Genomic DNA, 20,250 nt, shown 5'->3' with positions numbered 1-20,250 from the left:
CGCTGCGACGCTCATCCGCCAGGCGCGCGGCGTTGAGTCCACGGGTCAACGAGCATAGCTTGCCGCATTGCGCAAATGTGCAACCAGAGGGCTTCGCAGGACAGGTGGCGCGATGAACCAGCGGTCATCGCGGTGCGCGTGCGGATTCGGGCGCGGGCGATCTCCCACTCACAGCCCCCTGACGGAAGCCGCCGTGCCGCCTTCCGTTTCCAGGTGGCCCGGTCCGGCCGCGTATGCCAGCGGAGGTGCGATCGCCTGCGCGTCCGCACCCTCACCGACCCACAGGGCGATGAACAGCGCGGCGGTCGCCTCCAGGAGTCCCGCACGTTCGAGACCGCCGCCGGCCACCGGTTCGCAGCCCACGTCCCGCACCAACTCGCGTACCCGGCCGAGGGCCGTGTCATCGTCCCCGCAGACCGGAACGGCCAGTGGCCGCCCATCGAAGACGGGTGGCCGCATGCGCCACACGTCCTCGTGGCAGAGGTTGAAAGCCTTGACCACGTGGGCACCCGGTGCCGCCGCGGCAAGTTGCCGTGCGGCCGAGGGGCCTCCGTCCGTGAGCAGCCGGAAGCCCGGCCCGACCGGGTTGGAGCAGTCGACCAGCGCCTTGCCCTCCAGGGCCGCGTGCAGGTCCCGTGCCACGTCTACTCCCGCCCCGAAGGGCAGCGCGGCCAACACCGCCTCCTGAGCGGACTCGGCCGCCGCGCGCAGACTGGCAGGCTTCGCGCCGCCTCCGATGCGCGCCGCGAGCCGCTCCGCCTTGTGCGTGTCCCGACCCCCGATGATCACCTCGTGCCCGGCCCGCACCCACTGGGTGGCGAGCGCGTCGGCCATGTTGCCCGTTCCCAGTACGCCGATTCTCATCACACGATCCCTCTCCGTGCCTGCTTCGATCGTTCGTACCGAGGCTAGGGAGCCGGTCGGGCACCATTTGGTATGTGACGACCGACGCCTTCCTCGCCGACTGCCGCGCCCGCCTCGCCTTCGACCTGCTCTCCAACACCTGGAACGCCGTGGTGCTCTGGGCACTGCGCGACGGCCCCAGGCGTCCGGTCGAACTACGGGAGCGGATCGGGGGCATCAGTTCCAAGGTCCTCACCGAGACCCTGCGCCGGCTGCAGTCCAACGGACTGGTCGACCGGCAGGCACACCCCGGCGCACCATCACGGGTCGAGTACGAACTCACCGCTCTGGGCCGGACCTTGCTGGAGCCCATCGCCGCCGTCGGCGCATGGGCCTTCGAGTACGGCGATGAGGTGATGGCCGCCCAGGAGGCAGCATGCACTCCCGCCCCGCAGTCCCCTCGGCCAACTTGCCAGACGGGGCCCGACCGGGCTGGTACGGCGAGCGGCCACTATTCGGAGTCAGGGTGCATCTGAACCCACCGGCCGTCGATGAACTTCATCTCCACGCCGTAGTACGGCTGGGGCGGGGGGACCGGCCGCTTGCCGCGGTGTGGCGCTGGGGTCGGCTTGGGGCGGTCGGCGGGCCGCACCTTCGCGGCGCCCGGCTTCATTTTCGCGTCACGCTTGCGCAACGCTTCGATCCTTTTGAGGAGTTCGGCGCGGCTGATGTCTTTCGGTGCTCGGGCGAGACCGGGCGGAGCCGACGAACGGGCCGACGAACGGGCCGACGAACGGGCCGACGAACGATCCGCGGTCGACTGGCAGGCGCGGTGGACGGGCTGTCCACTCGTGGTGAAGACGAGCTTCTTCCTGCCCACCGGCTGCCGGCACACGACACAGCGTCTGAGCGCGGGCTTGGACCCGAATGCGTCGGACACGATCCCCCCGGATGGTGATGCCTTGGCAGGAGGGTACGCGCGCTGAGGACAGGCCGGGAGAGTTCGGGCGAAACCGAGTGCCGGCGCCGTCTTTCTCGACGCCGGGGGTCAGGGCCCGCCACTGAGGCAGCAGGCCCTGCCCGAGTGCGTGCCGCACCGCGGAGGACGTGGTCACGCGGGCGAGGTCTTTGCGTCGTGCCACGCCGCTCAGACGGCGGTGGGCCTCGTCGGAGCCGGCTCCGACGAGGCCCAGACGCACAGGCCTATGCGTCGATGCTGCGGGCTGCCCTGTCCGACGCCACAGGTCACGACCATGTCGTCCTGGTCCCGAGGGGTGCGCGGCTGTGACCGGGTCCGTCCCCGACGCGAAGTGGGATGCCTCAGCCTTCGTCGAGCACCGTCCGGATCACGTGCCGGGCATTGTGCGCCATCGCCGGGTTCGTCCTCCGGTAGTACGGCAGCGCGATCAGCGCCTGCGAGAGCGTCCGCCCCCGGCCGCGGATCCAGGTCGCGTCGTCCACGCCCAGCGCCTCGCGGAAGACCTCCCTCGCGTCGGCCGGCAGCAGATTCCAGGCCGGGAACAGATCGCACGCTGGATCACCCACCCCCAGGCAGCCGAAATCGATGACCGAGGTCAGCCTGCCCCCGTCCACCAGCAGGTTGCCCGGCATGAGATCGGCATGCAGCCACACCGGCGGACCGTCCCAGCCCGGTGCCCGCAGCGCCTCCTCCCACACGGCGGCGGCGGCATCACAGTCGACGCCCTCCTGCGGGATCCCGCGCAGTTCCTCGATCGCCGTCCGGGTCTGCGCATCGAGCGAGGCGACTGGCCCGCCGCGGTGGGCTTGCGGCGCCCCCGGCAGGGTGATGCTCCGCATGGCCGCCACGAATTCGGCCAGACCCTCGGCCAGCGGGACAGGTTCGCTCAGCTCCCCGGCCTCGGGATTCTCTCCCGCGAGCCACGCGTACACCGACCACGGCCACGGATATCCCTCGGCGGGCTGCCCGGCTCCGAGCACCTCGGGGATGGGTGTGGGAAGACGGGGCGCGAGGCGGGGCAGCCACGTTCGTTCCGTCGACACGTCCTTGGCGCCGCCCTTCACCAGCGGAAGCCGTACGACCATGTCGTCGCCCAGCCGGTACATGGCGTTGACCGTGCCGCCGGACGGAAGCCGCTCCACCGACAGCCCCACCCACTGAGGGAACTGCCCGGCGATCAGCCGCCGTACAAGGTCGTCGTCGATGGGATGCATACCGGGATGCATGTGCCGTGTGCTCATTGCGCGTCATCCGACCGCCGGACGCCGACGAGCGTCAAACTCTTTTCCGTCAGGCTCACTTTCGCAACACGCGGACACCGCCCTAAGCGGGACACCGCCCTACGGCGTGACGGACTTGACCGGTACAGGACCCCCGCCCCAGGCCCTGTGGGGGCCCGGCTTTGGCGCGGCTCAGGACCCGGGCGGGATCATGCCCCGCATGCGCTTCCTCGCCGTCCGCATCCTCCGCTCCGCCTACCACGCCCTCTCCGCCTTCGGCTGGCTGTGCCTGGCGCACCCGGCCCCGCCCATCGACCCCGCCGACTCCACCGAGCCCCCCGCCCCGACCGGCCCGCCCCCCGGCCACCCCGAGCGCCTCTGCCCGGAACGTCCCCTCACTCGCGTCGAACTGTCTCTGGAACGCCGTCTCCTGTCCCGCACACGGCACTGGGGGCCGTGACCCTTGATGCGGGAGGTGGGTCCATCCGGCTGGGCCGGCGGAGTTGATGATGTGCCGAGTGCCGCCTCGAAGGCGATCGCGCCGAAGAGTCGGTGTGACCCGGTCGGGTCCGTTCGTAACCGGCAGGGGCAGAGGCGAACGAGTCGGCCGGCGGCCGGAGTTGATGGGCCGGTTGCCGGGAAGACGTCCCGGCTCTGCCCTAGTGGGCATGCGCCCACTAGGGTGGGCGCATGCGCACTCGTCAATCGGGAGGGCGCGCCTGAGAAGGAAGGAGTGCGCGGTGTCGACGGGGGTGGCCATGCGTGATGTGCGCGAGCATCCGTTCGCCGCCGCTGAGCCGCGTCCGACCGCGCCAGGACGGACCGGCCGGCGTTCCCGTGCCGGCCGAGGCCATGGCCATGCTCGCCTCGTACCTCACCGCCGAGCGCAACCTGGGCCGCATCGCGGCCGATGCCGGCATCGGTACACTCGCGCCCACCCTGATCGGGGCCGGGCACCTGCTGTTGGCCGACCGGGACACCCCGCCGCAGGCCGACGCCGTCCGCAAGACGGTGACGACGGTCGTCGCCGGCGTCGTACGACAACCGCCGCGGTGAACGGCGGTGCCGACGTCTGCGCCAGCGGTGTTCGGCGTGCGTCTCACGCCTGTTCAGAGCCAGGCCTCGGGGCATTTCGCCCCGTCCAGTCCCGGCTTGCACGCCGGGAACTAGAACACCACAAGGGAGCGGCTGATGGGATTTCGGCTTGAAGGGCCCGTGCTGGAAGGCTCACTGGTGCGGCTGGAGCCGCTCGGCCCACAGCACGTGGCGGGTCTGGCCGCGGCGGCGGAGGAGAACAGGAACTCATACTCCTTCACCTGGGTACCCACCGCCGCCGAGGCCGGTACCTACGTCGACGCGCAGCTCGCCCGCGCGGAGACGGGCAAGCTCGCACCCTACGCACAGGTGCTGGTGCGGACAGGGCAGGTCGTAGGGGCCACCGCGTACTGGGATCCGCGGATCCGGCCCGAGGACGACCGGCTCTTCGCGGTCGAGGTGGGGTTCACCTGGCTGGCCGCATCGGCTCAGGGCACGGGAGTGAACACCGAAGCCAAACTGCTTCTGTTCCAGCACGCGTTCGAGAACTGGGGAGCGACTCGCGTCGACCTGAAGACGGATGCCCGCAACAGCAGGTCCCGCGCCGCGATCGAGGCGGTCGGCGCGCGCTTCGAAGGCGTGCTGCGGAACTGGTCGCTGTCCTGGGCTCCCGGCGAGGACGGCCTGCTCCGGGACTCCGCGATGTACTCCATCGTGGAGCAGGAGTGGCCGGGCTGCCGGGCGAAGCTGGAGGCCCGGCTGGCGAGACTCGTGGAGCGGGGCGGGACAGCGGCGTCCGGTTCTTCCCGCGCCATGGGATCACCGAGTCCCCGCAGAAGGGCCGAGATGTTCGTCGACGCCGAATCCGACCGTCGATTCAGCGGTCCGGCGACAGGTGACGAACGGAGCATGCTCGCCGGACTCCTGCGGGACCAACGCACGACCCTGGAACTCAAGTGCGCAGGCGTGGACGCCGACTTGTCCCGCCGATCCGTCGAGCCGTCCACGCTGTCACTGCTCGGCCTGGTCCGGCACCTCGCCGATGTGGAGCGTCGCTGGTTCCGGAACGTACTGGCCGGGCAGGACGCGCCGCCCCTGTTCTCCTCGCAGGACGACCCCGACGGCGACTTCGACGGCGCGGCGGCCGACCCCGCTGTCGCTGCGGCGGCGTGGCAGGCCTGGCGCGGCGAAGTGGACTTCTCCGAGCGTTTCGCCGCTGAGGCACCGAACCTCGATATCGAGGGAACCGACCCATGGCGCGGCAGGGTCTCGCTGCGCTGGGTGCTCATCCACATGATCGAGGAGTACGCCCGGCACAACGGCCACGCCGACCTGCTCCGCGAGCGCATCGACGGAGCGAAAGGGCTGTGATTGCACAACCCGCTTTCAATACCGCACAGTTGGCCGGTACGCGTTCATACGGTCAGGAGTTTCGGCTTGTCCTCTTACACCCCCGCTCCCGCGCCCGCCCACGTCGTCGACCCCGGCGGCGGCTGCCCGCACGCCCTGAACGCCGGCCTGCGGGCCCGGGGGCCCGTTGCGGACATCGTCCTGCCCGGCGGGGTGCCCGCGGCGGTCGTCCTGGGGCACGACGCGCTCAAGGAGTTCCTCTCCCATCCCGATGTGGCCAAGGACGCCCGCCACTGCCCGGCCCTGAACGACGGTACGATCCCCGCGGACTGGCCGCTGCGTGTCTTCGCCAACGCCCAGGGCATGCACACCGCCGACGGCGCCGACCACCGCCGGCTGCGCTCCCTCGTGGGCAACGCCTTCACCGCCCGCCAGGTGGAGCGGCTGCGGCCGCGCATCGAGGAGCTGACCGCCGGTCTCCTCGACGACCTGGGCCGCGCCGCGGCCGAGGACCCGGACGGCATCGCGGACCTGCGCACCCACTTCGCGCTTCCCCTCCCGATGAGCGTCATCTGCGAACTGCTCGGCGTGGACCCCGAGCATCGCGGCCGGCTGCACGACCTCACCTACACGGTGGTCATCGCCACCGACACCACCCCGGAGGAGGTGACGGCCGCCGTACGCGAGCTCGTCGAACTGCTCGGCACGATCGCGGCCGCCCGCCGGGCCGCCCCCGGCGACGACCTGACCAGCGCCCTGATAGCCGCCCGAGAGGACAGCGGCGACCGACTCAGCGAGGCCGAACTCATCGGCACCATGCGCCTGATGCTGGTCGCCGGCCACGAGACCACCCTCAACCTGATCAGCAATGCCGTACGGGCCCTGTGCACCCACCGCGACCAGCTGGCGCTGGTCCTGCAGGGCGAGGCCACCTGGTCGGACGTGGTGGACGAGACGCTGCGCTGGGACGGCCCCGTCAGCTGGTTCCCCTTCCGCTACCCCACCCGCGACCTGGCCCTCGGCGGCAGGGTGATCCCGCAGGGCACCCCGGTCCTCGCCGGCTACACCGCCGCCGGGCGCGACGAAGCCTTTCACGGTCCGGACGCCGACCGCTTCGACGTCACCCGGCCCGGCGCGGCCCGGCACCTCTCCTTCGGCCAGGGCGTGCACTACTGCGTGGGCGCTCCGCTCGCCCGCCTCGAGGCCACGATCGCCCTGGAGCGGCTCTTCACCCGCTTCCCGGACCTCGACCTCGCCGTCCCCGAGGCGGAACTGCCACGCCAGCGCAGCTTCATCGGCAACAGCGTCGAAGCGCTCCCGGTCCGACTGGTGCGCCCGGTCCGGCGCTGAGGCGCGTTTCCCGCTCACCCCAGCCTCGTCGACCACCTGTGCGGCCGGTTCGGTCCCGGATCCCCGAAGGTCAGGCCGTGGACTCGACCAGCCGCTTCATGCCGGGCTGGTCGGTGACGCAGCCCACCAGGCCGAGCGTCCGCGACAGCGCAAGGTCGCTCTCGTCGTTGACGGTCCAGGCCATCACGTCGATGCCGGCGGCGCCGCACTTCTCCACGATGGCCCGGTTCAGCTGGCGCAGTTCCACGCTGACCAGGGTGGAACCGACCTTCTGGGCGCGGCCGACGAAGGTGTCGCGGTGCGCGCTGGGGCCTGCCACCAGCACGGTGCGGGCCTGCGGCAGAAGCCTGTGGATCTCGATCAGCGCCACGTCGTGGAACGACAGCACCGAGACCCGGTCCAGCAGGTCGCGGTCGGCGAGCACCTTGGCCAGTGACCGGGCGGCGGCCACGTCCTTGATCTCCGCCTGGATCGGCAGCGTCGCACCGACGACGTCCAGTACCTCCCCGAACGTGGGGATCCGCTCGCCGAGGCCGGCGTCGAGCTCCTTGAGCTTGCGCAGCTCCTGGTCGGCGATCGGACCGGACCCGTCCGTCGTGCGGTCCAGCGTCTCGTCGTGCATCACGACCAGCTCGCCGTCCTTGCTCAGGTGCAGGTCCAGTTCGATGCCGTCCAGCCCCTCGCGTTCGGCCCGTAGGAAGGAGCGCAGGGTGTTCTCCGGCTCGGCAGCCATGACACCGCGGTGGCCGATGGTGAAGAAAGACACTCGGTTGCCGTCCTTGGATGTGATGGTCCGGGTCGGCCGCACGAGCGCCGTGGCCCCCGGCCGGCGGGCGACCTCCCGTCGGAACACCCAGCCTAACGGGCCCTCCGGCCGCGCGCGGGCCCGCCCGGACCAGGAGGACGCCCTGGTCCGAGCAGGCCGATGGTTCACGTCCCGCTGAAGTGTCAGAGCTGGTAGAAGTCGCTGTAGTGGTCGGGCGAGTACCAGACCGCGCCGGTGTTGGAGTCGACGACGATCCGGTAGGCGTCCCGGTGGGCGCCGCAGGTGCGCGGGTAGACGTCGTACTCGTAGAAGGTGTCCCCGGACGGCAACTGCCCGTCGTTGTTGTAGAACTCGCCGCCCGCGTAGCTGCACTCGCCGTCCGGCCAGTCGTACCAGCCCCGGGCGGTCGGGTAGCCGAGGTCGGACCAGGTCGCGTTCGCCGAGGCCGCGTCGGAGCATCCCGCGATGTTGCAGGAGCTGTAGACCGCCGCATTCGCGGCGGGGCTGTTGACGGCGGACACGCTGAGCACGGACGCGATGGCGGCGATCAGCACCGCGAACCGCTTGGCCCAGGACAGCTGGGGACGTCGCAGAGTCAGCAAGGAACCCTCCAATTGAAAGCACGCATGGACATGACACTCTGAGGTCCTTGTGTGACTACCGGGTGTATCGCCGGTTGCGGGGAGGGGTGATTGCCTGTGAACGGCGCGGCGACTGCCGGCCCAAGGGGTCAACGGGCCGGGATCCTCGCATCCGCTCGGGGAGCCTCACTCAGGGTGCCGACGTGCACCCGCGCGACGTGCACCTACGGTGGCGACCCGCGCCAGTCCGGCTGACCGGCCGCAGCGGCTCCGGCGCCGTTGTCCCAGCGGCCCACCTGCCGGCCCCTGTCCCCTCCGGTCAGCAATTCCGCTGCCCGGTGCTGCGTGTGTTCTGCGGCGCGTTGGGCTTCGGCGATGACGTCACCGTGTTCGCGTATCAGGTCCTCATAGATCGGCAGGTGATCGTATTCAGCTGAGCTGTGTGTCATGGCGGTCCCATTTCATGGCGATCAACAATGAGGCCGGTCCACCGTCAGGCTCGGTTGAGCCGGGCAGCGATCCCGTGGCCGATCAGCAAATACATGACGGCCGGGAGGCCGAAATTGAGGACAACGCGTAGCCCGTCTGTGTTTATCGTGAAAATGTCCTGTGACCACCAGGACAGCCAGTCCGCCGCGCCCCGCACGAATTGGACGAACACATTCGCGCGGTTCGCGTCGAGCAGGAACAACAGGATCCACAGGCCCAGCAGGCCCGCCGCGGTGTCCGCGATCATGCAGATGGTGATGGCCGTACGCCGTGCGGTGGCCTGACGGCGTACGGCGCGGTCCGGGCCCGAGGGCTCGTTGTACGCCTGGTATCCGGGAGCCGGGTCGATGTTGCTCACAGGGAAATCCGTTCTGACGTAGTGCCATGTCTGCGCGCTCGCGCCAGGGCGCCGAAATTCAGCCGGGTCGGCACCCGCTTCTCCCTGTTTCTGCGTTCCGCATGTACCGCGGCGTTACACCGCCGTCTGCGATGTCCCAAATATGGCCGCCTATACGGGCACTTGCCCAAATGTTAACGCGGCACGCCACTTTTCCGGACCGAATGGGGGACCGTGATCCCTGTGTCGCCGCAGGCTCCAGCACCGCACCCGACAGGAGATCCGCCCAGGCGCTGTCGTTCTCGGACCGCATTGAGCCGGAAGAGCGCAGGGGTTATGCGTAGTGCTCCATGACCTCCGTCACCGTCGCCACGGGGATGTCCCGGTCGGAGATCGCCTTCATCAGTGCTGCCAGGCCGCTCTGGCTGATTTCGGTGCTGCTGCGAGGTGCCCCGGCAACGATCCGGTGCAGACAGAGGATCAGCCAGTCGCCGTTGGCGGCGCAGCGGTCGAGCCTGCCGCCGGGGCTCGTCAGCCGTGCCAGAGCCGTGCCCTCGATGCCGTTGCCGTCGGTGATGCCCGTCAGGGCCTTCAGACGGTATGGCATGGCCGGCGCGAACGATTCGGTGGTCTCGGAGATGATCGACCGGGCCGTGGTGAAGTGCCTGCGCGCGATGAGATCCACCGGCACTCCGTCGGTCGTCCTGCCGAAAGCGCCGTGTGGGTAGGCGAAGTTCTCGCTGGTGAAGCCGTTCGAGACCAGCCACTCGCGCAGCCTGCGGAAGTCGTCGTCGACCTGTTGGGCGGACAGTTTGCTGTAGCTCGCGGTGTGGGCGCTCGTCGCGTACGCGTGGCCCGCCATCTCCCAGCCCGAGTGGTCCTGCAGCGACCGCATCCTGCCGATGGTCAGGGAGTCGCCGGCACCGATGGCGTCTGCGATGTTGTAACTCGTCGCCGGAAATCCGTGGCGGTCCATCACCGGCCGCGCGAGATCGTGCACCGAACGGTGGGAGTCGTCGAAGGTGACGGAGACGACTCCCCTGGGGAACACGGACGAGGTGTCGGGGATCAGCTCAACGGCCTGCAAGCGGTACGTCACCGGGCCCCCGCCAGTGTCGTACACGGCGAACGACATGTCGGTGAAGCCGGACTTGGTGGAAGGCGCCCCGGCCGGAGTGATCGAGTAGGCACCTGCCGCCGAGGTGACGTCGGCCCACTGAAGGTGGACCGTCACCCATTCCCCTTGCTGGATGTAGTTGGTTGCCGCCGCGGAGTGCGTGTGGAACTGCCAGACGAAGTAGTTGCCGAACGAGCCGGTCCCCACATAGAACGCCAGCCGGGACAGGTGAGTGGTGTTCTCCACGCGAAAGATCAGACGGATCATCTTGCCGGAGAGGTTCAGCGCGGTCATGCCGGTCCTGCGGACGTACGACTGCTTGCCGCCGCCGGTGGTGGTCACCCGCACCGACTGGCGACCGCGCGTGAACTCCCTGGTGTCGCTGAGGTCGGTGGAGGCGGTGCCCGCCCCGGCGGCCGTCCACCCGTGACCCGGCTGGAACTGCTGTGACCACACGGCCCGGCGGTACTGGGGGTGACGGCCGGTAGGTGCGTGGGGCGGCGTCGCGAGGCGACCGATGCTCGCATGCGCATCGGACCCGGTGGTGTCCCCCAGGAGTGCTCCCCCTGCCATGACAAGGCCGCACGCTCCTGCGAGGCGCAGAGCCGACCTTCGGTTGACGGAGTGTGGTGTCACGACATGCCCCCATTGGCGCGTGGAACGGCGGCGGCCTCTGATAGTGCTTCGGGTCACTTGTGGCGATCCTGGAACAGCGCTTCCGTTTGACGGACGCACATTGACACCCTGACCGGGCACCAACAGGAATGAATTGTGAAGATCAATTGGTGCCGTCCTGGCTCAGTCACACCAAAGGATCGTAGCCATTTGCGGGGCCCCAAGTGGCTCAAGGGTGCGGTGTTTACCCGGCGTTGAACATCAACGTCGCTGCTCAGAAGCACGTTCGACGACCTGTTGAACGACCTGCCGACCTCAGAGCCGGTCTATAGGTATCGACTCGGTAAAGAGGGTTCCGTGCCGGGAAGGCTTCTTGAATCCTTGAGGTCCACATACAGGGGGGAAGTGTGAAGATCATTCCGCGCGTCTGGCATCGGACACGAGGTCCTCAGACCCGCGATTGACGGCGGTGTATCGAACCCAGTGACTGCTCCGGCCCGACGGGGGCTTCGGCTGAGTCGCTGACACCGCGGTTCATGCAGTACCCGACGCCGCGGCTGCCTGCTTCAGGAACAGGCAGCCGTATTTCAGGGGCGCCGTTTTCCGGTCTGCGTTCGTTCGCGGGCCGGCTCAAGGGGAGGAACCACCATGCATATCTGCGTGCTCGGGCAGGGCTACGTCGGCCTGCCATTAGCCCTCAGCGCAGCCGAGGCCGGACACATCGTGACCGGCTACGAACCCGACCACGAACGTTGCGACAGCCTGGCCGCCGGCGTGTCCTACGTCGAGGACATCCCATCCGCCCGCCTTCAGGACGTGTTGCGTTCGGGCGCCTACCGGCCCAGCTCGGATCCGAAGGACCTCAAGGGCTTCGACATCGCGGTCATCACCGTGCCGACACCACTGACCGACAGAGCGCCGGACCTCACCTGCGTACGTCAGGCCGGGCGAACGCTGGCCACCTGGCTGGAGCCCGGGGCCACCGTGGTGCTCGAGTCCACCACTCACCCCGGCACCACCCGCGACGTCCTCATACCCCTGCTGGAGGAAGGCTCGGGCCTGCTCGCGGGGCGGGACTTCCACGTCGGGTTCAGTCCCGAGCGCATCGATCCGGGCAACGCCGACTGGCGACTGGAGAACACGCCGAAGATCGTGTCTGGTCTCACCGATGCGTGCCTGCGGCGTGTGAAGACCTTCTACGACTCGGTCACCGACGTCACCGTACCGGCCTCCGGGCTGGAAGAGGCCGAACTGGCCAAGGTCTTCGAGAACACCTACCGGCACGTCAACATCGCGCTGGTCAACGAGTTGTCGCGCATGGCTCACACGCTCGGCGTGGACGTGTGGCACACCCTGGAACTGGCGTCGACCAAGCCGTTCGGGTTCACCAGGTTCCAGCCCGGACCGGGCGTCGGCGGACACTGTCTGCCCATCGACCCCGTCTACCTCAGCCACCACGTCAAGGCGCGGCACGGGCAGACCTTCCGGCTCATCGAACTGGCCCAGGAGATCAACGAGAGCCAGCCCGACTACGTGGTGCGTCGTCTGCAGGACGCGCTCAGCAGCCGCTTGCGCCGCAGCGTGCACGGGGCACGCATACTCGCCCTCGGGGCGGCCTACAAGCCGGGCACGTCGGACACCAGGCAGTCGCCGGCGGTCCAGGTCATCGACCGGCTGCGTGCCATGGGAGCCGATGTCGTCGTCATCGACCCCTATCTGCCCGACGACAGCCGCCGGCACATCCCCTTCGGCGGAGGGCCGAGCGGCGAGAGCGTGGCGGACTTCGACGCCGTTGTCCTGCTCACCCCGCACGCCGAGTTCGACCTCGCCCAGGTCGCCGACGAGGCCGCCTACGTGCTCGACACCCGCGGCGTCATGGCACCCGCACCGCACGTCGAGCGGCTCTGACACACCCGGAAACAGCAGCCCGGGCAAGCGGCGCAGAGCAGTCGTCGGTGCATTCCCCGAATCACGGACGGCAAGTAGCGGATCCCCCTTCTCTCGCGGTGGACCGCTTCTGCTCGCCCATGCCCACGGCGCGTTCGACACCCTCGCACAGGACGGAAGCATGTACGGACACAACGGTGCGGGTGCCGCGATCGGCACCGCAGCAGGAGGAGCAGCACTGGCCGCCACCGGCGGCACGGAGCTGGGATGGATCGTCCTGGGAGCGATGCTCCTGGTGATCGGCGGGGCGGCGGTCTTCCGCCTGGCGACCCGCGGTAGGCGGGTGTCCGCTTGAGCACTTCATCACGGGCCAGGTTCACCGTGGTGACCGCTGTGGTGGCGGCGGCCCTCGCCGCTGCCACCGTGGTGGTCCACCTTCAGTCGAAGAGCCCGATCCTGACGTTCTACTGGTGGCTGGGCATGGTCGTGATCGTGCTGTGCCTGCTCTCGTTCCTCAAGGGCCGCTCCTTCACACACCTACCCGTCGCTCCCGGCCGGACGGTCGCCATCGTCCCGGCCTTCGAGGAGCCCACGGAGAACCTGCACCGCACGGTGCGGTCGTTGCTGGCCCAGACGCATCCGGTCGACGAGATCCACGTCATCGACGACGGCTCCCGGCAGCACCCCGTGGAGCCCTTCGACCACCCCCGGGTGTTCTGGCACCGGCAGGAGAACAAGGGCAAGCGCGGGGCCCAGGTCACCGTGCTCCGTCACCTCCAGGCGGAGCGGAAGCACTTCGACTTCGTCCTCACCATCGACTCGGACGGCGAGCCCTTCCCCGACGCCCTGGAGCAGCAGCTCCGCGCCATGAGCAACCCGAGGATCCAGGCCACCACCGGCATGATCTACATCCGCAACTTCGAGGAGACCTGGGTCTCCCGGGCCGCGGACATCGACATCGGCACGTCCTGCGTGATGATGCGCTCCTCACGCTCCATGCTCGGAGCCCTGGAGACCACCTCGGGAGCACTGGCCCTCTACCGGGCCGAGCTGCTCTACGACCACCTGGACGCCTACGAGGTGGAGTGCGGCACAGGTGACGACCGGTGGCTCGCGCTGAGGGCCCTCATGCGCGGCGAGGTCGTGGCCGTCAACGAGGCCGGCGTGGTCACCGACATGCCGACCACGTTGAAGAAGACCTACCGCCAGCGTCTGCGCTGGGCTCGCTCCTGGTGGTGGATGCTGCCGTTCGTCTACTCGCGGCTGTCCTTCAAGCAGCTCGTATCGCCGACGTTCGGCCTGCTCCAGCTCGTCATCACACCGGTGATGCTGGCCTGGACCGTCGCCATGACGGTCCTGACCCTCGGCGGCCGGTACCACAACCCCGGGGTCGCCCTGGTGTATCTCGGGACGTACATAGTCGTCCGGTACGGCCAGGCAGGTCTGTACGTGCTCATGCGGCCGGACCTGACCACAGGCCAGCGCTGGCGCTCGTGGCTCGTCGGGACACCCGCAGCCGTGTTCATGAACATCGTGCTGCTGTGTCCCACCCGCTACTGGGCCCTGTTCAAACTCCGCGACAACGCCTGGCAGTCGCGCGGGCTGACGGCCAAGACCGCCCTACCGGGCCGACGCCACCGCGCTGGTCCCCAGGTGTCGTAAGCGCGCACCACCGCCTTGCGAGGGTGGACACAGGGGGAGCCCGGCTCGCCCACCTCTCGCTCAGGGCCTCCGCGAGTCGAGCTGTCCTTCCGCCCGGGCGCCCATGCGGAAGGACAGAGGTGGGCTCACGCCCCGAGCTTCTTGGCTGAGCCGGGGCGACTGCTCCAGTGCGTTGGACCGTTCGGCCCGCAGCCGTTCACTCGAGGGTGAACGCTGTCGGCCCGCGCCGCGGCGACGCCCAGCGGAACTGCGGCCTTGAGGATTCCGCGTGGGCGCATGCCGCGCAGAGTGGTTCCGGTCAATCCATGGGCCGGCCGCTCCTGTCCGAGCGACGGGCACGGCAATGTCATCACTACCCCGCCGTGCAGAACACGCACCCCTCCCAGTGCGGCAGCGCACTGAGTACACGGTGGCGTGTGCATGAGGCCATCGCTGCTTCCGCATGGCCGGGGAAAGCCATGGGCGACCCGTCGTCGCGGGACGTCAGGGTGTACGCGGTCACCATGGCGTGGAAGCGGCGGAGGTGGTCCGCGGTGAAAGCCGGCTCGTAGTCCAGTTCGTTCCACCGGTGCCGGTTCAGGGCCAGGTCGGTGACGCGGAGGACGAAGTCCTTGTTGCGCGCCCGTTCTTCGGGGGACGTGCCCCAGTCGATGTCCTCCAAGTCGAAGCCGACCGCTCCTCGCCCCATGACGTTCTGGTCCTGTAGCGCGAGGAGGGCGGCGAAGCGGTAGTCCCATGGCTCCTCCACGAGATCGGTCACCGCCAGCATCAGGACGTCCACGAACGCCGCCGTACCGCCGTTGCTCAAGTACAGGCCGTCGCCATCGCCGTAGAAGGGGTTGCCCACTGCGTCACCCTACGGTCCTCGCCGCCCCCCGAGAGCGAACGCGCCCTCCGGATCGTCACGCCGCGCCACTGCCGGCTCTCCCTCCCGTGAGGGTCTGTTCGGCCCAGATGGTCTTGCCGGCGGGCAGGCAGCGGGTGCCCCAGCGGTCGGGGCGTTGGTGACCGGTTCGCTGAGGATGAGTTCGGTGGTGAAGGCGGCCTCCTCCAGCCCCCAGCGGGTGAGATGGCGGCGGATCCGCTTCCGGGTGTCGGCCACCGCCGCCGGGTCGGAGGGCGCCTCCCATTCGGCGATGTCGTCCGCCGCCGGTGCGCGGGTGCGGGCGATCAGCAGGGCGACGTCGTCGGTGGGCCGGGCGGGCAGTACGGCGTCCAGCACCGCGGTGCACGTCTCCTCCGGTGTGTGATCCGTGCCGGCGAGCACGTCCCGCAGCCGCGTGAGGCTGTCGTCGATGTCGCGGTCGCGGTGCTCGATCAGCCCGTCGGCGTAGAGCACGAGCCGGCTGCCCTCCGGCACCTCGAACTCCGTGATCTCGAAGGGCGGGGACACCAGGCCGAGCGGTGGGCCGGCGGGTACGTCGGGGAAGTGCACCGTGTCGTCGGGCAGGACGAGGGCCGGTGGGGGGTGGGCTGCCCGGGCCATCGTGCACCGTCGCCGGGTGGGATCGTAGATCGCATACAGGCAGCTGGCGCCGGTGATCGCCGCCGGGCCGCCGTCGACCGCCTCGTCCTGGAGGATCCGCTGCGAGAGCCTGCCCCTGCGAACGCCCGAGGCCCTCGGCCACCGTCGTCGCTGCTGCTGCGCGGGTACAGGCGCCACATCCCTTCGCGGGCCGGACGACCACTATCCCGCCCGTCTGTCCCACCCGTCCCTGCTCTCACACAGCGCGGACGCGGGCGGCGATGTCAACGGCTGCCCGTGGCGTCCTTCACGTAGGCTTCGTAACCCTCCTCCTCCAGGCGCTCGGCGAGTTCGGGACCGCCGGAGTCGACGATGTGGCCGTCGGCGAAGACATGGACGTGGTCGGGGCGGATGTGGCGCAGGATGCGCGTGTAGTGGGTGATCAGCAGGGTGGCGACCCGGCCGGTGGCGCGCACGCGGTTGACGCCCTCCGAGACGATGCGCAGAGCGTCGATGTCCAGGCCGGAGTCGGTCTCGTCGAGGATGGCGATCTTGGGCTGGAGGAGTTCCAGCTGAAGGATCTCGTGGCGCTTCTTCTCGCCGCCGGAGAAGCCTTCGTTGACGTTCCGGTCCGCGAAGGAAGGGTCGATCTGGAGCCGCTCCATCGCCTCCCGGACCTCCCTCAGCCAGGTGCGCAGCTTGGGGGCTTCACCGCGTACGGCGGTGGCGGCGGTGCGGAGAAAGTTCGACATGGACACGCCCGGGACCTCGACCGGGTACTGCATGGCGAGGAACATCCCGGCACGCGCGCGCTGGTCGACCTTCATGGCCAGTACGTCCTCGCCGTCCAGCGTGACCGTGCCCGAGGTGACGTGGTACTTGGGGTGCCCGGCGAGCGAATAGGCCAGGGTGGTCTTGCCGGAGCCGTTGGGGCCCATGATCGCGTGCGTCTCCCCCTGGTGCACGGTCAGGTCCACTCCGTGCAGAATCTCCCGGGGCCCGGCCTCGGTCTGTACAGAGCAGTGCACGTCATGGATCTCGAGTGTCGTCATCGGCTCTCACTCCTTCCGGCTTCGCCGGCCGGAAAGGCCGCGATCAGACCTGCGCATGCGTGGCGCCACCTCCAGGATGCGCCTCCCGTGAGCCACTGCGCGACGCCGACCGACCGCACGCGCCGCGGGTGAATGGCTGGGCATCGGCCCGCCGAGTGAAACACACCACTGCCACGTGCGTAGGCACGGGCGGCCCTGACGGGTAGGTTCCCACGGCCGGCGTCCACGGGAACGAGCCCTGTGGCCGCCCTTTGATCGCGGATAGCCCGTCAAGCCCTCCTCCAGGGAGAGAACACGAGAAATGTCTGCACAAGAACCTGCGCACCACCCGCCCCAGCGCGTCGGGGTGGTGGCCGAGTCCGTCTTCGGCGAGACGCGTGTCGCGGCGACGCCGGCGACCGTGCGCCAGCTGCTCGGCCTCGGTTACGAGGTCGTGGTGGAGTCCGAGGCCGGCGCCGCGTCCGCCTTCAGTGACCAGGCCTACCTCGATGCCGGTGCCGAGATCGGCGAGGCCTGGGACGCGGACATCGTCCTGAAGGTGAACGCCCCCTCCGACGCGGAGATCACCCGCCTGCGGCGGGGCGCGACCCTGGTCGCCCTGCTGGCGCCGGCACAAAGGCCCGAACTGCTCCGCACGCTCGCCGATGCCGGGGTGACCGCACTGGCGCTGGACGCGGTGCCGCGCATCTCGCGCGCGCAGTCCATGGACGTGCTGTCGTCGATGGCGAACATCGCCGGTTACCGGGCGGTCATCGAGGCCGCGCACGTCTTCGGCCGGTTCTTCACCGGCCAGGTCACGGCGGCGGGCAAGGTACCGCCGGCGAAGGTGCTGGTCGCCGGGGCGGGCGTGGCCGGTCTGGCGGCGATCGGCGCCGCCTCCAGCCTCGGTGCGATCGTGCGGGCGACCGACCCGCGGCCCGAGGTCGCGGATCAGGTGAAGTCGCTGGGCGGCGAGTACCTCCCGGTGAACGTCGCCCAGGAGACGAGCACCGACGGCTATGCCAAGGCGACCTCCGCCGACTACGACCGTGCCGCCGCCGAGCTCTACCACGAGCAGGCCGCCGACGTGGACATCGTGATCACCACCGCGCTGATCCCGGGCCGGCCGGCGCCGCGCCTGCTGACGGCACGGGACGTGGCGGTCATGAGGCCGGGCAGCGTCGTCGTCGACATGGCCGCCGCCCAGGGTGGCAACGTCGAGGGCACCGTGCCCGGGCGTGCGGTCGTCACCGACAACGGCGTCACCATCATCGGCTACACCGACCTGGCCTCCCGGCTGCCGGCCCAGGCGTCGCAGTTGTTCGGCACCAACCTGGTGAACCTGCTGAGGCTGCTCACGCCCGGCAGGGACGGACAGCCTGCGGTCGACTTCGACGACGCCGTACAGCGGGCCGTGACCGTGGTGCGGGACGGCGAGGTCACCTGGCCGCCACCGCCCGTCGCGGTCTCCGCCGCGCCCGCGCCCGCCGTGCAGCCCGCGGCGGCGCCCGCCGCGCCCGCGCCGAAGCAACCGAGGCTGACACCGGCGCGGCGCTTCGGCCTGATCGGGCTCGGCATGCTCGCCATGTTCCTGCTGGTTGCCTTCGCGCCCGCCCAACTCGCGGGAAACTTCACCGTGTTCGCCCTGGCAGTGGTGATCGGCTACTACGTCATCGGCAAGGTGCACCATGCGCTGCACACGCCGCTGATGTCGGTGACCAACGCGATCTCCGGGATCGTCGTGATCGGCGCCCTGCTGCAGATCGGACACGAGAGCCGGATCGTCACCGCGCTGTCTTTCGTGGCGATCCTGCTGACGAGCATCAACATCTTCGGAGGTTTCGCCGTCACCCGCCGCATGCTGTCCATGTTCTCGAAAGGCTGACCCGAGATGACCTCTATGACGGCCTCCCACGCGGCCGACCTGGTCGCCGCCCTTTTGTTCATCCTCAGCCTGGCCGGACTGTCCCAGCACCGCACCTCCCGCGCCGGCGTCGTCTACGGCATCGCCGGCATGGCCCTCGCCCTCGTCGCCACCGTCGTCGTGGCGGCGCAGAGCATCACCGCCGGAGCGGTGGCCCTGATCGTGCTGGCGATGGCGCTCGGCGCGGCGGCGGGCCTGTGGCGGGCCCGCCGGGTCGAGATGACACAGATGCCCGAACTGATCGCGGTCCTGCACAGCTTCGTCGGCCTCGCCGCGGTGCTGGTGGGCTGGAACAGCTACCTGGAGGTGGAGGCGCACGGCACGGCGCAGACCCGGATCGGTACGGATCTGCTGGGCATCCACCACGCCGAGGTGTTCATCGGCATCTTCATCGGCGCCGTCACGTTCACCGGCTCCATCGTCGCGTTCCTGAAGCTCTCGGCACGCATCAAGTCACGTCCGCTGACGCTGCCCGGCAAGAACGCGCTGAACCTCGGCGCGCTCGGCGCCTTCGCCGCGCTGACCGTCTGGTTCACGGTTCGCCCGAACCTGCCCCTGATGATCGCCGTGACCGCGCTGGCGCTGGCGCTCGGCTGGCACCTGGTCGCCTCGATCGGCGGCGGCGACATGCCCGTCGTCGTTTCCATGCTGAACAGCTACTCGGGCTGGGCGGCGGCCGCGGCCGGCTTCCTGCTCGACAACAACCTGCTCATCGTCACCGGCGCGCTGGTGGGTTCGTCCGGCGCCTACCTGTCCTACATCATGTGCAAGGCGATGAACCGGTCGTTCCTCTCCGTCATCGCGGGCGGTTTCGGCATCGAGGCGCCGTCCGGCCGCGCGGAGGAGCAGGGCGAGCACCGCGAGGTGCGCGCCGCGGAGGCGGCCGAGCTGCTGGCCCGGGCCCGCTCGGTGATCATCACCCCCGGTTACGGCATGGCCGTCGCCCAGGCCCAGCACCCCGTCGCGGAGCTGACGCGCCGGCTGCGCGAGCGGGGCGTCGAGGTCCGCTTCGGCGTCCACCCCGTCGCCGGACGCCTGCCCGGGCACATGAACGTGCTGCTGGCCGAGGCGAAGGTGCCGTACGACATCGTCCTGGAGATGGACGAGATCAACGACGATTTCGCCGACACCTCGGTCGTGCTGGTCATCGGGGCCAACGACACCGTCAACCCGGCCGCGACCGAGGACCCGGACAGTCCGATCGCCGGCATGCCGGTGCTGCGGGTCTGGGAGGCGGAGCAGGTCATCGTGTTCAAACGCTCCATGGCCTCCGGTTACGCGGGCGTGCAGAACCCGCTCTTCTTCCGCGAGAACAGCAGCATGCTCTTCGGCGATGCCAAGCAGAGCGTCGAGGAGATCCTGCGTGCGCTGGGCACCGACGGCGGGGATGGGGCGGCCCCGGTCGCGCGTCAGGCGACGGTGGCCGGCCGCTGAGCTGGTTCTGAGTCCGTCCCCCCACTCAGCCACCCTTGACGCCGCGGGCGGGGGGGGGGGGGGGGGGGGGGGGGCCGCCCCGGGGGGGGGGGGGGGGGGCGTTGTGGGGGGGGGGGGGGCGCGCCCGCGGCGGGGCGGGCGGCCGGACACCCACCCCCCGCCGCG

Annotated in this window: 18 protein-coding genes and 2 pseudogenes; 11 read left to right on the top strand and 9 right to left on the bottom strand. The window is 69.8% G+C overall.

Going from position 1 to position 20,250, the window contains the following annotated elements; all coding sequences use genetic code 11:
* Positions 1-168: 168 nt before the first annotated feature.
* Entirely contained in the window at positions 169-864 is a 696-nt protein-coding gene (locus tag ACFYZB_RS35585; protein WP_388765546.1) for an NADPH-dependent F420 reductase, read from the bottom strand.
* 74 nt (positions 865-938) lie between these two features.
* Here ACFYZB_RS35585 and ACFYZB_RS35580 point away from each other — a divergent pair, with 74 nt between their 5' ends.
* Complete coding sequence (locus tag ACFYZB_RS35580; protein WP_388765544.1) at positions 939-1,379, top strand: winged helix-turn-helix transcriptional regulator; 441 nt, start codon at positions 939-941, stop codon at positions 1,377-1,379.
* A gap of 784 nt (positions 1,380-2,163) precedes the next feature.
* Here ACFYZB_RS35580 and ACFYZB_RS35575 read toward each other — a convergent pair.
* A complete protein-coding gene (locus tag ACFYZB_RS35575) occupies positions 2,164-3,048 on the bottom strand; it encodes an aminoglycoside phosphotransferase family protein (RefSeq protein WP_388765542.1) in 885 nt (294 codons plus the stop codon).
* Positions 3,049-3,262: 214 nt separating this feature from the next.
* On the opposite strand from ACFYZB_RS35575, the gene ACFYZB_RS35570 reads away from it, so the two are divergent.
* The 5 genes and pseudogenes from ACFYZB_RS35570 (at position 3,263) to ACFYZB_RS35550 (ending at position 6,777) form a co-directional block, all read left to right on the top strand.
* A complete protein-coding gene (locus tag ACFYZB_RS35570) occupies positions 3,263-3,502 on the top strand; it encodes a DUF6059 family protein (RefSeq protein ID WP_388765541.1) in 240 nt (79 codons plus the stop codon).
* A gap of 386 nt (positions 3,503-3,888) precedes the next feature.
* A pseudogene (locus ACFYZB_RS35565) lies at positions 3,889-4,098 on the top strand (TetR/AcrR family transcriptional regulator); the annotation flags it as partial.
* Between the two features lie 135 nt (positions 4,099-4,233).
* Positions 4,234-4,845 (top strand): annotated as a pseudogene (locus ACFYZB_RS35560) (GNAT family N-acetyltransferase); the annotation flags it as partial.
* A 78-nt stretch (positions 4,846-4,923) separates the two neighbouring features.
* Positions 4,924-5,448 carry a DinB family protein gene (locus ACFYZB_RS35555; RefSeq protein ID WP_388765559.1) on the top strand — a complete coding sequence of 175 codons (525 nt, stop codon included), beginning with the start codon at positions 4,924-4,926 and terminating at the stop codon, positions 5,446-5,448.
* Between the two features lie 66 nt (positions 5,449-5,514).
* Positions 5,515-6,777: a cytochrome P450 gene (locus ACFYZB_RS35550; RefSeq protein ID WP_388765538.1), complete on the top strand. Its 1,263-nt coding sequence runs from the start codon at positions 5,515-5,517 to the stop codon at positions 6,775-6,777.
* A gap of 70 nt (positions 6,778-6,847) precedes the next feature.
* Here the strand turns inward: ACFYZB_RS35550 and ACFYZB_RS35545 are convergent, their stop codons facing one another.
* The 4 genes from ACFYZB_RS35545 to ACFYZB_RS35530 all read right to left on the bottom strand — a co-directional run bounded on the left by ACFYZB_RS35545 (position 6,848) and on the right by ACFYZB_RS35530 (position 10,523).
* Positions 6,848-7,543 carry a glycerophosphodiester phosphodiesterase gene (locus ACFYZB_RS35545; protein ID WP_388765536.1) on the bottom strand — a complete coding sequence of 232 codons (696 nt, stop codon included), beginning with the start codon at positions 7,541-7,543 and terminating at the stop codon, positions 6,848-6,850.
* Positions 7,544-7,725: 182 nt separating this feature from the next.
* Entirely contained in the window at positions 7,726-8,145 is a 420-nt protein-coding gene (locus tag ACFYZB_RS35540) for a ribonuclease domain-containing protein (protein ID WP_388765535.1), read from the bottom strand.
* Between the two features lie 472 nt (positions 8,146-8,617).
* Positions 8,618-8,971, bottom strand: coding sequence for a hypothetical protein (locus ACFYZB_RS35535; protein WP_388765532.1), 354 nt, complete (start codon positions 8,969-8,971; stop codon positions 8,618-8,620).
* Between the two features lie 313 nt (positions 8,972-9,284).
* Positions 9,285-10,523 (bottom strand): polysaccharide deacetylase family protein, encoded by a 1,239-nt coding sequence (locus tag ACFYZB_RS35530; protein WP_388765530.1) that lies wholly within the window; start codon positions 10,521-10,523, stop codon positions 9,285-9,287.
* 807 nt (positions 10,524-11,330) lie between these two features.
* Here ACFYZB_RS35530 and ACFYZB_RS35525 point away from each other — a divergent pair.
* The 3 genes from ACFYZB_RS35525 (at position 11,331) to ACFYZB_RS35515 (ending at position 14,231) form a co-directional block, all read left to right on the top strand.
* Positions 11,331-12,590 (top strand): nucleotide sugar dehydrogenase, encoded by a 1,260-nt coding sequence (locus ACFYZB_RS35525; protein ID WP_351217058.1) that lies wholly within the window; start codon positions 11,331-11,333, stop codon positions 12,588-12,590.
* A gap of 160 nt (positions 12,591-12,750) precedes the next feature.
* Positions 12,751-12,924: a hypothetical protein gene (locus ACFYZB_RS35520; RefSeq protein WP_351217060.1), complete on the top strand. Its 174-nt coding sequence runs from the start codon at positions 12,751-12,753 to the stop codon at positions 12,922-12,924.
* A gap of 29 nt (positions 12,925-12,953) precedes the next feature.
* Complete coding sequence (locus ACFYZB_RS35515) at positions 12,954-14,231, top strand: glycosyltransferase (protein ID WP_388765528.1); 1,278 nt, start codon at positions 12,954-12,956, stop codon at positions 14,229-14,231.
* 352 nt (positions 14,232-14,583) lie between these two features.
* On the opposite strand, the gene ACFYZB_RS35510 is transcribed toward ACFYZB_RS35515, so the two are convergent.
* The 3 genes from ACFYZB_RS35510 to sufC all read right to left on the bottom strand — a co-directional run bounded on the left by ACFYZB_RS35510 (position 14,584) and on the right by sufC (position 16,748).
* Positions 14,584-15,078: a hypothetical protein gene (locus ACFYZB_RS35510; protein WP_388765526.1), complete on the bottom strand. Its 495-nt coding sequence runs from the start codon at positions 15,076-15,078 to the stop codon at positions 14,584-14,586.
* A 9-nt stretch (positions 15,079-15,087) separates the two neighbouring features.
* Entirely contained in the window at positions 15,088-15,894 is an 807-nt protein-coding gene (locus ACFYZB_RS35505; RefSeq protein ID WP_388765524.1) for a SpoIIE family protein phosphatase, read from the bottom strand.
* Positions 15,895-15,980: 86 nt separating this feature from the next.
* Positions 15,981-16,748, bottom strand: coding sequence for a Fe-S cluster assembly ATPase SufC (sufC, locus tag ACFYZB_RS35500; RefSeq protein ID WP_388765522.1), 768 nt, complete (start codon positions 16,746-16,748; stop codon positions 15,981-15,983).
* 301 nt (positions 16,749-17,049) lie between these two features.
* Between sufC and ACFYZB_RS35495 the strand changes: the two genes are divergently transcribed.
* Together ACFYZB_RS35495 and pntB are read left to right on the top strand one after the other, a co-directional pair.
* Positions 17,050-18,612: a Re/Si-specific NAD(P)(+) transhydrogenase subunit alpha gene (locus tag ACFYZB_RS35495; protein ID WP_388765520.1), complete on the top strand. Its 1,563-nt coding sequence runs from the start codon at positions 17,050-17,052 to the stop codon at positions 18,610-18,612.
* A gap of 6 nt (positions 18,613-18,618) precedes the next feature.
* Positions 18,619-20,085 carry a Re/Si-specific NAD(P)(+) transhydrogenase subunit beta gene (gene pntB, locus ACFYZB_RS35490; protein ID WP_351217070.1) on the top strand — a complete coding sequence of 489 codons (1,467 nt, stop codon included), beginning with the start codon at positions 18,619-18,621 and terminating at the stop codon, positions 20,083-20,085.
* Positions 20,086-20,250 lie beyond the last annotated feature (165 nt).

The sequence above is a fragment of the Streptomyces sp. NPDC001852 genome (assembly GCF_042891825.1).
Classification (GTDB): Bacteria; Actinomycetota; Actinomycetes; order Streptomycetales; family Streptomycetaceae; genus Streptomyces.
This window is presented reverse-complemented; position numbering and strand designations above follow the sequence as displayed.